Raw genomic sequence first — 10928 nt, forward strand, 5'->3', positions numbered from 1 at the left:
ACGCTGCCTTAGCCGTTGCAGCCGCTGCCTTGCCCACCGGCAGATTCGTCTGATTGCTGGACAGTGGCAGGGCAAGTGTGCCTGCCGCCAGAACCATCCGCTGCATTGTTGGCACCGCCAGATTGGCCGCCATCATTGCTGTTGCCAGCCTGTGAGCTGTCGCTGCTGGTGCCGCCTGCATCGATTTTCTGCATCAGCTGCTGGATAAGCTGCATGATCTGCTCCAGCATGTTTTGCAGGTCTGAGCCGCCGGACTGGCCGCTTTGCCCGGAAGAACCGCAGGAACCGCCGCTGCAACTGCCAGATTGCTGGGAGCTGGGGGCATTCATGGCTTGGTTGAACGCTTGTACGCTGCTGGCGGAAGGGGAAGACAGGGCATTGGAAGAAGCCCCATAACCTGCGCCCTGGGAGTTTATGCCATTAATATTCATCATACTGACTCCATGTCGTGTGTGTTGAAAAGTCCATTTACTTAAAATTGCCCTTCTCTGTAGGGTACAACAGATGTTACAGGTGAGGGGCAATTGTGCAGACGCTTGGTCGGAGGTTCTGGCGCGCTGATCAGGCGGGGAGCTTCAACGAAGCGGGCAATGCAAGTGCCGGACTTGATGCTTTCCGCTATAATCGCCCGTTTTCCAACCCTGAACATACGATCTGACGCCATGACTGACCGCCTGCAAGAAACCGCCCGCCGCCGCACCTTCGCCATTATTTCCCACCCGGACGCGGGTAAGACCACCATGACCGAAAAGGTGCTGCTGTTCGGGGGGGCGATCCAGCTTGCCGGGACGGTCAAAGGCCGCAAGGCCGCCCGCCATGCCACTTCCGACTGGATGGCAATGGAAAAGGAGCGCGGGATTTCCGTCACGTCCTCCGTCATGCAGTTCCCCTATGCGGGGCGCATCGTCAACCTGCTGGATACGCCGGGGCATGAGGATTTCTCGGAGGACACCTACCGCGTACTGACGGCGGTGGATTCGGCGCTGATGGTGATCGACGTGGCCAAAGGGGTCGAGGAGCGCACCATCAACCTGATGGAGGTCTGCCGGTTGCGCGACACGCCGATCATGACCTTCATCAACAAGCTTGATCGCGAGGGCAAGGAGCCGATCGAGCTGCTGGATGAGGTGGAAACTGTCCTCAAGATCAAATGCGCCCCCATCACCTGGCCAATCGGCATGGGCAAGCGTTTGAAGGGCATCTACCACTTGCAGCAGGACAAGGTGATCCTTTACAAACCGGATACCGAGCGCCGTCAGGAGTATGAGGAAATCCAGGGGCTGGACAACCCGGCGCTGGATGAGAAGCTGGGGATGCAGGCGCAGGAATTGCGCGATGAAATCGAACTGGTGCAAGGCGCCAGCCACGAATTCGACTTGCAGGAATACCTCGACGGCAAGCTGACGCCGGTGTATTTCGGCACTGCGCTGAACAGTTTCGGCATCCGTGAACTGTTGGATGATTTTGTGGAGCATGCCCCCGCCCCGCAAGCCCGCCCGACCACCAGCCGCAAGGTCGAAGCTGGCGAAGAGCCTTTCACCGGGTTCGTTTTCAAGATTCAGGCGAACATGGACCCACAGCACCGTGACCGCATTGCTTTTTTGCGGGTGTGCTCCGGCAAGTTCGAGAAAGGCATGAAAGCCAAGCATGTGCGCATTGGCAAGGACGTGAAAATTCCCGACGCGCTCACCTTCATGGCGTCTGACCGCGAGCATGTGGAGGACGCTTACCCCGGCGACATTATCGGCATCCACAACCACGGCAGCATCCGCATAGGCGACACCTTCACCCAGGGTGAAAACCTGCAATTTACCGGCATCCCCAACTTTGCGCCGGAACTGTTCCGCCGGGCGCAGCTGCGCGATCCGCTGAAAATGAAGCAGTTGCAGAAAGGGTTGGCGGAATTGTGCGAAGAGGGTGCCACCCAGCTGTTCAAGCCGCTGAACAACAACGACCTGATCCTTGGTGCCGTCGGCGTGCTCCAGTTCGACGTGGTGGCGCAGCGCCTGAAAGACGAATACAAGGTCGATGCGATTTTCGAAGGCGTCAACGTGCAGACCGCCCGCTGGGTTTCCTCAAGCAATGAGAAAAAATTCGAAGAATTCAAAACCAAGGCGGCGCAGAATCTGGCTTATGACCATTCCGGGGAACTGGTCTACATTGCGCCGACCCGGGTCAACCTGCAACTGGCGCAGGAAAAATGGCCTGAAGTCCAGTTCCATTCCACCCGTGAACATGGGGTGGATGTCGCTTAAGAAAAATCTGCCTGCACAACGGAAGTGTCCGAGTTTTAGGCTTCGTAACAATAAAAAGGCCGCCAAACGGGCGGCCTTTTGAGTGTGTGAGGGTCAGATTTGTTGTGATTGAGTAGTGTGTGTATCCATTTGCCATAGTACAGGTTTCCATGCCGCAGCCAAAGGCGTATGAGATGTTTTTATCCTGTTGACGCCCCGAGGTTTAGCTGCCAATAACACTGAACGCCCGCGTTTTGACGCTGCACAGGCTTTAAACCGTCAGGAAACGTCCCATATTGAAAACAGAAAATAACCGTTTTGAGGACATGACATGAGCAATCCCATCAACTTGGTGTGCCCGGCGTGCGGCGTCACCAACCGCATCCCTGCCGAGCGTACTGCTGACCACCCGAAATGCGGCAAATGCGGTGGTGCCTTGTTCAACGGGCATCCGACGGAATTGACCGGGGCGAATTTCGGCAAGCATATCAGCCGTAACGGCATTCCGGTGCTGGTGGATTTCTGGGCTCCGTGGTGCGGGCCTTGCCGGATGATGGCACCGGCGTTCGCCCAAGCGGCTGCGCAAATGGAGCCGCAAGTGCGTTTCGCCAAACTGAACACCGAAGACCACCAGATGATCGGGGCGCAATACGGCATCCGCAGCATCCCGACCATGGCGCTATTCCGGGACGGCAAGGAAATTGGCCGTATTTCCGGTGCGATGGGGGCGGCGGATATTGTGCGCTGGGTCAACAGTCAGCTCTGAACCGGCAAGTCGAAGAAGTCGACCAGACCAGTTTCCAGCGAATACTCCGCGCCAACGATCAACAGGTCATCATCGTCAACCAGTTGTTCCAGAATCCTGGAGCCATGCTTCAAGTGGCTGACGGAGGCGCGGATATTGGAACGCACCGCATGCCGGATCAATTCATCGGGTTTGTCGCGCAAGGGCGTTTCCATCAGTTCCGCGATCGCCGGGGAGATGCGTTCCACAATGGAGCTCAAGCCCCGGGAGGGAGCCTGCGACTTGCTGCGCAGCACATCCAGGGTGGCGTAAACCGCGCCGCAATGGGTGTGTCCCATGACGACCACCAGCCGGGTGTTGTATTGGGTGGCGGCGAATTCCACACTGCCGATCTGGGAGGGGGAAACCACGTTTCCCGCCACCCGGATGACAAACAGGGAGCCGAAGCCCAAGTCAAACACCAGTTCAGCTGGCACTCGGGAGTCGGAGCAACCGAGAATGATGGCGAAGGGGTTTTGCCCGGTGGTCAGCACTTCCCGTTGGGCGCTGGTCAGCAGGGTATCCAAGCTGCGGACATTGTTGACAAAGCGCTGGTTGCCATCCCTCAACTGTTGCAATGCTTCCCATGCATTCAGGTTTTTCGGTTTTTCCGCCATACAATGTCCTACTCCCGTATTGGGCCAAACTAATGGCCGTGTTGGTCACATTCCTTGAAAATACGGGCAGTACAGCCTTCACATTGCGATTTGTCAAGTTTCTGGTAAATGGCATGGATGGCGGCGGCCTTGGACTGGAACACGTTGCGGGCACCTTCATTGTCGAAACATTCACAGGCTTCCAACGCATCCCATAAGCCTTCCTTCACATTGACCAGATAGAGGTGCCCACCCATGGTGTACTGGCGGATTTTGGCCTCCTTGTACAGCGCATGGCTGCCTTGCAGGTCAGCGAAGTTGATGCCGTCGCAAATGATGGCCAGATGGGTCTGTTCCGGCGTTTCGGCGCGGATTTTCTCAAAAGTTTCCTCCAGATGGTTGACCGAGCCGAAGAACAGGGAACCGTCGATGCGCAGGAAGCGCAACTGGCGGCATTGCGGCAGGTCTGGTTCACTGGAGAATGAGCGGTTGGGCAAGTTCCTGTCCGGCGTGCGGGTGATGATTTTGGGTTTGGAAACCTTTTCCAAGTACAGCACCAGCGACAGCATCACCCCGGCGAAGATGGCGAATTCCAGATCCAGGAACAGCGAACCAAAGAAGGTGACTGCCAGCACGACAGTTTCACGGCGGGAAAACTTCACGATTGCGTGGATCTCATGCCAGTCGATCAGCCCCCAGGACACCAGGAACAAAACCCCGGCCATCGCCGCTTTCGGCAGGTAGGCGGCAAAAGGCGCAACCAGCACGACCACAAACATCAGCATCACCCCGGCGAATATCGCCGCCATCGGCGTGCGGGCACCCGCTTCGTAGTTGACCCCAGTGCGGTTGAAGGAGCCGGTGGAAACGTAGCCGGAGAAAAATGCGCCCGCCAGGTTTGACAGGCCCTGGCCGATGAACTCCTGGTTGCCGTTGATGTTATAGCCGCCCCGCGCCGCCATCGCCCGGCCAATGGAAACGGCTTCCGTCAGCGCGAACAGCGTGACCGCCAGGGCAGCGGGAGCCAGATCCTTGATGTTTTCCAGGGTCAGTTCCGGCGCTGACAGCGGTGGGAAGGTGTTTGGCAACGCCCCAACAGTCGCAATGTGGGTGACATCGCTTCCCAGCCAGGCGTTCAGCCCAATACTGGCCAGACTGCCAGCGAGGATGGAAACGACCATGTAAGGCAGGCGTTTCAGCCATTTTTTGGCGGCGATGCCGGTCAGCAAGGTAATGGCGGCGACCGAGGTCGCGTACAGGTTGACGCCGTCCAGGTGCTGCCAGAAGTTGAACAGGATTTCAGTCAGGCGGCCATTGTTTTCCATGTCGACGCCGAAAAAGTGCTTCAATTGCTTGGCGGCGATCAGGATGGCGGCCCCTGCGGTGAAGCCAATCACAACCGAGTGGGAAATGAAGTTGACCAGCGCGCCCATCCGCGCCAGGCCCAGCGCCAACTCAAACACGCCCACCATGAAGGTCAGCGTCAGCGCCAGCGTGACGTATTCGGCGGAACCCGGCGCGGCGTGTACGGAAAGGGCGGAAAACAGCACCACCGAGGCGGCGGTCGTAGGCCCTGACACCAAATGGCGCGAAGAGCCAAACAGGGCGGCGATGACAGCAGGCGCCATGCCTGCGTACAGGCCGTATTGCGGCGGCATGCCCGCGATGGTGGCGAAGGCCACGCCCTGGGGCAAGACAACAATGGCTCCGGTCAGGCCTGCAATCAGGTCGGCGCGCAGGTCGCGTCCGTTAACCTTGGGAAGCCAGTTCAAAAAAGGCAGCAGCCAGCTCCAGAAAGCTGGGATGGGTTGGGCGGTCGTTACCATGAGAGTCTCTTATTTAGTGTTCAATATAGCGTTGGGTGGGACGGATAGGGGCGCAGTGTCGCAAGGCTTTTGCTTTTTCTCCTGCTCAATCTGGTTTAAAACCCGTTGTAGGTTGGCCTGTTTGCCCTCATCACTCAGGTAGTCGGTTTCATATTGCATCGCCAGCGCATTGAGGATGGTTTTCAGGGTTTTCGGCAACTGTCGCATAATGAATCTCCAGGTTGATCGATGTCGGGCATCTTTTTGCAAGGCAGATGCCAATTGTTGCTTTATCTATAGTTGATTGTTCTTACAGATATTTTTACGGAACTGGAAATATTTGGCGATGGCTTTGCTGTTACAGTTTGCAACAGTCTGTCGTCTTGTGTTCCCAACACCCTGTTTTGATGGGGATTGCGCCCGACCCACCAAGCTGTTACAAAATGAAACACACCGTTGCAAGCTGAAATATCCCGCCATGACCAGCCTTCACCGTAAAATCACGCTCGCTTTCGCCGCCTCCGCCGGGGTGATGGCGGTGCTGGCGGCGTTTTCCTTTTTGGATTTGCTGTTTCTGGAACACCGCGTGCAACAGGGCATGGTGGTGAACAATCTGGAGTCCAGTGTGCAGGACATGCGCCGGGAGGAGAAAAACCTGTTCCTGTACCAAGATCAGGCGGCGGGTCAAGAAGCGGGCAAGCTGGCGGGGCAGGCGCTGCAACTGCTGGCGGAGGAGCCGGAAGCGCTGGCGGCGGTCAGCGAGCCGCCACAATTGCAGCGTTTGCAAACCGCCTTGCAGGATTATCGCCGCTTGCTCGCTGCCTATAAGTTGCCAGTGCAGGACAATGGCGCGCTGGAGGCAGGCATCCGCAACCAGGGGCATCGGGTGACGCAAATTGCCGAAAGCCTGTTCAGCAATGAACGCCTGTCGCTGCAACAGGCCATCGCCAGCGCCAAATGGGCGCAGGCGGCGGGCATCGGGGTGCTGGCTGTGCTGCTGCTGGGGATCGGGCGCGTGTTGGCGCGTTCCGTGGTGAGGCCGATGAAGCGCCTGATCGACGACCTCAACCCGATTGCCGAAGGCCGTTTTGACCGGCTGGAAATCAAATCGCGCAACGCCGAGCTGATTGCCCTGCGCACGGCTTTCAACCGCATGCTGGATGAGCTGGAAGCCCGCCGCCGCCGCCTGATCCAGTCCGAAAAACTGGCGGCGCTGGGCGTGCTGGCGGCGGGCGTGGCGCATGAACTGAACAATCCGCTGTCCAATATTTCTTCTTCCTGCCAATTGCTGGTGGAGGAATTCGACACGGCTGACCGCGCCATCCTGCTCGATTGGGCAGGCGTCATCGACAGTGAAACCGAACGTGCGCGCCGCATTGTCGACGCCCTGCTGGAATTTGGCCGCCGCCGCGAACCGCATTTGGAAACCGTGCCTCTCGCCGGTCTGGTGGAACGCACCCTGTTGCTGCTGGGCGGGCAGTTGCGCAAAACCGGCACCCGCGTGACAACCCAGATTCCGCCGGAATTGGGCATACAGGCTGACCCGCAACGCTTGCAGCAGGTGTTGATCAACCTGATCCGCAACGCGGCGGATAGCGGGGAAAATATCACGGTCAATATCCGTGCCAGCCAATGCAGCCCTGGTGGCTCCCCCTTTCCGCCCAATGCGGCAGTGGTGGGCGAATTGGGCTGCCGCCTGCGCGCGCAACCGCCGATGACTGAGATTGTCATCGATGACAATGGCCCCGGCATTCCGGCGGAAACCTTGCCGCGCGTTTTTGAGCCTTTCTACACGACCCGCGAGCCGGGCCACGGCATGGGGCTGGGGCTTTACATCGTGCAGGAAATCATCCAGGAACATGACGGCTGCATCGCCATCGCCAGCCAGCCGGGGCAGGGAACCCAAGTGGTGGTGCGCCTGCCGCGCACAGGAGGACAAACATGAACCCACGCATCCTGATAGTGGATGACGAAGCCGTGGCGGTTAAAAACCTGGCCTACGCCTTGCGCAAGAACGGTTACGATGTAACCACCCGCGAAAGCGGCCCTGGTGGGCTGGAAGCGTTGCAACATCAGCCGTTCGACGTGATCCTGACCGATTTGCGGATGGAGCGCGTCGATGGCATGGCGATCCTCAAACGGGCGCTGGAAACTGACCCTGACATGCCGGTGGTGCTGATCACCGCGCATGGCTCGCTTGATTCCGCCGTGGAGGCGATGAAGGCGGGCGCTTTCCATTACATCGCCAAGCCTTTCCGGCTGGATGAAGTGCGCAGCATCGTCGCCAAGGCGCTGGAGCTGGCGCAGCTCAAGCGTGAAAACCGCCGTTTGCGTTTCCAGGTCAGCAGCGGTTTGCATACGGACACCGGGCTGGTGACGCAAAATCCGGCCATGAACCATTTGCTGATGACCGCCCGGCAGATCGCCGCCACCGACACCACCGTGCTGGTCAGCGGTGAAAGCGGCACCGGCAAGGAGCTGCTGGCGCGTTACATCCATGCCCATAGCAAGCGCGGGCAGGGGCCGTTCATCGGCGTCAACTGCGGTGCCTTGCAGGAAGATTTGCTGGCCAATGAACTGTTCGGGCATGAAAAGGGCGCGTACACCGGGGCGACTGGCGACCGCGCCGGGCTGATTGAGGCGGCCAATGGCGGCACGCTGTTTCTGGATGAAATCGGCGAAATGTCGCTGGCAATGCAGGTCAAGCTGCTGCGGGTGGTGCAGGAGCGCGAAGTGCAACGGCTGGGCGCGCAGACGGCCACGCCGGTTGACGTGCGCTTGGTCACCGCCACCCACCGTGACTTGCGCGCCGAAGTCGCCGCCGGGCGGTTCCGGCAGGATTTGTATTTCCGGCTGGATGTGGTCGGTATGCGCCTGCCGCCGCTGGCCGCGCGGCGTGAGGACATTCCGCTGCTGGCGTTCTATTTCCTGCGCAAGCATTCGCTGCGGATGGGGCGGGATGTGGACAATATTGAACCTGAAGCGATGTCCTTGCTGCTGGCTTACCCCTACCCCGGCAATGTGCGCGAGCTGGAAAACCTGATTGAGCGCGGGGTGGCGCTGGCGCGTGGCAAGGCGCTGACGGTGGCTGAATTACCGGCGGCGCTGGCCGAACACGGTGTCCACGCCATGCCGGAGGTGGCGGACAGCCTGCCGACGTTGGCGCAGCGTGAGGAAGACTACATCCGCCATGTGCTGGAGCGCAGTGATGGCAACCGCACGCGGGCGGCGCAGATTCTGGGGATCGACCGCGTGTCGCTGTGGCGCAAGCTCAAGAAGTATGGGCTGGAGGCGGGGGAGGAATAGCCGGTTTCTGTTGCTTCACAACGCCTTATAAATCAGCATTGCCCCTGAAATCACCGCCGACAGCAAAAAGATGTGCTTGAGGAAACGGTTGCCCTGCTTGATCCCCAACGATGCGCCGAGGTAAGAGCCAATCAGCGCGCCAATCACCAGCCCCGGTGCAATCTGCCAGTAAATATGCCCCAACGTCAGGTGGGCCAGCGCGCCAATGGCGTTCCACACCAACCCGTTGGCGGCCAGCGTCATGGCGGTGGCGTGCAATTGGTCATAGCGCAGCAGGTAGACGTACAGCAGGGTGGTGAACACGCCGCTGGCGACCGAAACCCACCCGGAATAAAAGGCGATCGGCAACAGCAGCAAGCTGCCGATAATGACCTGTTTCCGGCCAACTTCCGGCGCATGTTGCAGTCCGCTGGAGCGTTTTAGCCAGGAAACGCCCGCCATCAGCAGGATGGACACGCCCGCCATCAGCAGCATCAGGTTCTGGTCGAGCGCGGTGGCGAACAATGTGCCCGCCACCACAAACGGCGCGCCCAGCAGCGCATTCCACCAGAATATTTTCCAATCAATCAGGTTTTCGCGGGCATAACGTAACGTGCTGCCGACGCCGATGAAGCCGACCGCCAGCTTGTGCGACGCCAGCGCATTGATGAACGGCAAGCCGCTGATGATCAGGATCGGCAGCAGGATCAGCCCCGCGCCGCCGCCCGCCAACGAGGAGAAAAAGCAGGCTATGAAGCTGGCTGCGGCGCTGACCAGGATGACGCTTATCGAAATGTCCATGAATTAACCGCATTACCAAAGTTGCGATCTTGCCACATCGGGTGGAGCAGCGACACCATGCAGGTTGGGGGGGTGATGTTCTCGGTTTCGTCGTTTGTCGGAGCGGGCGGCGACCCAAGTTTGAATATTGTAGGCTTTGGATATGACGAATCAATAACAACAGTTGCCCAGTTAGGAGTCATGTTGATGAATTCCTTTGGAATTTTAGTGGAAGGAGCAGGCGTATGAGCAAGGAAAAACTAGTAAACCTGATCCTGTCTGTCATTCTGGTATTAATCGAAATTCCATTAATCCTGTTATCCGGGTGGTTGATTGTCTCTCTTGTGACAAAGGAGCCATTTGATCCCCATGGATTGCTGTCCTTGAGTTTCCCTCTGACATTTACATTGGTGTTTGGCGTTTTGGCCTGGAAGGGACTTGCTTCAATCAATGTAGTTGGGGCTGCGCTCACTGTTAGAAGTTGGAGAATTCTTGCCGCCATTTGTATTTTGATAGGGGTTTTGGCGGGATCTGTTCAATGGGTTGGAATACTGTTGCCTTTCTTGATAGCTGCTGTATGTATCCAGGCGGATCCTTTGGTGCGTAGATTTTTTACTAGCGTTGGATCAAAGTATGTGAACGGCTTACATACTTTTAGCATTGCGAATATCCCAATTTATGTTCATGGGTCGCTCATTTGGACATGTCTGCTGATTAGCGTTGTCGTACAGTTCGATCTTGAATTGATGCTATTCAGTTGTATTGGCTATATTTTGGTTGTTGGTGTCCATGAGGCCGGACATGTAATTGCTGCTCGCATGCAGGGTTTGAATGTTATTGGTGTTTATTTCTCTGACAGAGGAGGGTTATGTCGAATGGAGAAAGCGCCTCGCCAGTTTGGAGAGGCTCTATTCGTGTATTCGGCAGGCATTTTAGCTCAACTGGCATTGCTAGGCGTGACTCTTGTATATCTGTTGGTTTTTGGAGAACCGACAAGCGTGTGGGAAACTTGTCTGGTTTTCTGGTTCACCGTGATAAATGTATTCCTAATCGTGGTGAATCTGATCCCCTTCCAAGGAAAATGGGATTGGCCGCCCCATGATGGGTTTGTTTTGTGGCGATTGCTGGTGTTCAAATATAGAGGCCTGCCCTATTCATTTCAGGATTTGTCGCTTATTCCAGTAGAGGAAGCTCCGGTTTTTGCTCCGTCCACGGCATTATTGTCGATGCCAGGGATGGCCCCCGAAGGGTTTGAAAGGGGTGTTGAAATCCTGAATGACAAGACGACGCCGATGACGCTGGTTATAGCCTTATTGAAAAAGCATTTTTGTTTGGAGGAAACCGAAGCAATCCAGTGGATGACGGATATCCATAATGACGGATATCCATACTAAACAACGCACCAGCTAAAGCTGGTGGGTTTGCGAGAGGGACTGAAAGTCCC

General features: G+C 57.4%; 10 protein-coding genes. 5 read left to right on the forward strand and 5 right to left on the reverse strand.

The window, feature by feature from the left end:
* Positions 1–8 precede the first annotated feature (8 nt).
* Positions 9–434 carry a hypothetical protein gene (locus VSS37_RS20180; RefSeq protein ID WP_324698141.1) on the reverse strand — a complete coding sequence of 142 codons (426 nt, stop codon included), beginning with the start codon at positions 432–434 and terminating at the stop codon, positions 9–11.
* Positions 435–662: 228 nt separating this feature from the next.
* On the opposite strand from VSS37_RS20180, the gene VSS37_RS20185 reads away from it, so the two are divergent.
* Positions 663–2255, forward strand: coding sequence for a peptide chain release factor 3 (locus VSS37_RS20185; protein ID WP_324698143.1), 1593 nt, complete (start codon positions 663–665; stop codon positions 2253–2255).
* 310 nt (positions 2256–2565) lie between these two features.
* Complete coding sequence (gene trxC / locus VSS37_RS20190; RefSeq protein ID WP_324698145.1) at positions 2566–3000, forward strand: thioredoxin TrxC; 435 nt, start codon at positions 2566–2568, stop codon at positions 2998–3000.
* Here the strand turns inward: trxC and VSS37_RS20195 are convergent.
* The 3 genes from VSS37_RS20195 to VSS37_RS20205 are packed head-to-tail and all read right to left on the reverse strand — an operon-like array spanning position 2991 to position 5647.
* Positions 2991–3635 carry a carbonic anhydrase gene (locus tag VSS37_RS20195; RefSeq protein ID WP_324698147.1) on the reverse strand — a complete coding sequence of 215 codons (645 nt, stop codon included), beginning with the start codon at positions 3633–3635 and terminating at the stop codon, positions 2991–2993. The two genes, trxC and VSS37_RS20195, sit on opposite strands and share 10 nt — an antisense overlap.
* A gap of 29 nt (positions 3636–3664) precedes the next feature.
* A complete protein-coding gene (locus VSS37_RS20200; RefSeq protein ID WP_324698149.1) occupies positions 3665–5440 on the reverse strand; it encodes a SulP family inorganic anion transporter in 1776 nt (591 codons plus the stop codon).
* Between the two features lie 9 nt (positions 5441–5449).
* Complete coding sequence (locus tag VSS37_RS20205) at positions 5450–5647, reverse strand: hypothetical protein (protein ID WP_324698150.1); 198 nt, start codon at positions 5645–5647, stop codon at positions 5450–5452.
* A 250-nt stretch (positions 5648–5897) separates the two neighbouring features.
* Between VSS37_RS20205 and VSS37_RS20210 the strand changes: the two genes are divergently transcribed.
* Together VSS37_RS20210 and VSS37_RS20215 are read left to right on the forward strand one after the other, a co-directional pair.
* Entirely contained in the window at positions 5898–7364 is a 1467-nt protein-coding gene (locus VSS37_RS20210; protein WP_324698152.1) for a sensor histidine kinase, read from the forward strand.
* Positions 7361–8725 (forward strand): sigma-54-dependent transcriptional regulator, encoded by a 1365-nt coding sequence (locus tag VSS37_RS20215; RefSeq protein ID WP_324698153.1) that lies wholly within the window; start codon positions 7361–7363, stop codon positions 8723–8725. The genes VSS37_RS20210 and VSS37_RS20215 overlap by 4 nt, the downstream gene beginning before the upstream one ends.
* A gap of 15 nt (positions 8726–8740) precedes the next feature.
* On the opposite strand, the gene VSS37_RS20220 is transcribed toward VSS37_RS20215, so the two are convergent.
* Entirely contained in the window at positions 8741–9505 is a 765-nt protein-coding gene (locus tag VSS37_RS20220; RefSeq protein WP_324698154.1) for a sulfite exporter TauE/SafE family protein, read from the reverse strand.
* A gap of 224 nt (positions 9506–9729) precedes the next feature.
* Between VSS37_RS20220 and VSS37_RS20225 the strand changes: the two genes are divergently transcribed.
* Positions 9730–10878, forward strand: a complete 1149-nt coding sequence (locus tag VSS37_RS20225) for an ATP-dependent Clp protease adaptor ClpS (RefSeq protein ID WP_324698156.1) — start codon at positions 9730–9732, stop codon at positions 10876–10878.
* The last annotated feature ends 50 nt before the right edge of the window (positions 10879–10928 follow it).

Origin of the sequence: Candidatus Thiothrix phosphatis, from assembly GCF_035668035.1 — a bacterium.
Classification (GTDB): domain Bacteria; phylum Pseudomonadota; class Gammaproteobacteria; order Thiotrichales; family Thiotrichaceae; genus Thiothrix; species Thiothrix phosphatis.

Bases quoted from the DNA above. Each gene is read 5' to 3' on its own strand.
- VSS37_RS20180 (WP_324698141.1), bottom strand. From the start codon at position 434: ATGATGAATATTAATGGCATAAACTCCCAGGGCGCAGGTTATGGGGCT.
- VSS37_RS20185 (WP_324698143.1), top strand. From the start codon at position 663: ATGACTGACCGCCTGCAAGAAACCGCCCGCCGCCGCACCTTCGCCATT.
- trxC (WP_324698145.1), top strand. From the start codon at position 2,566: ATGAGCAATCCCATCAACTTGGTGTGCCCGGCGTGCGGCGTCACCAAC.
- VSS37_RS20195 (WP_324698147.1), bottom strand. From the start codon at position 3,635: ATGGCGGAAAAACCGAAAAACCTGAATGCATGGGAAGCATTGCAACAG.
- VSS37_RS20200 (WP_324698149.1), bottom strand. From the start codon at position 5,440: ATGGTAACGACCGCCCAACCCATCCCAGCTTTCTGGAGCTGGCTGCTG.
- VSS37_RS20205 (WP_324698150.1), bottom strand. From the start codon at position 5,647: ATGCGACAGTTGCCGAAAACCCTGAAAACCATCCTCAATGCGCTGGCG.
- VSS37_RS20210 (WP_324698152.1), top strand. From the start codon at position 5,898: ATGACCAGCCTTCACCGTAAAATCACGCTCGCTTTCGCCGCCTCCGCC.
- VSS37_RS20215 (WP_324698153.1), top strand. From the start codon at position 7,361: ATGAACCCACGCATCCTGATAGTGGATGACGAAGCCGTGGCGGTTAAA.
- VSS37_RS20220 (WP_324698154.1), bottom strand. From the start codon at position 9,505: ATGGACATTTCGATAAGCGTCATCCTGGTCAGCGCCGCAGCCAGCTTC.
- VSS37_RS20225 (WP_324698156.1), top strand. From the start codon at position 9,730: ATGAGCAAGGAAAAACTAGTAAACCTGATCCTGTCTGTCATTCTGGTA.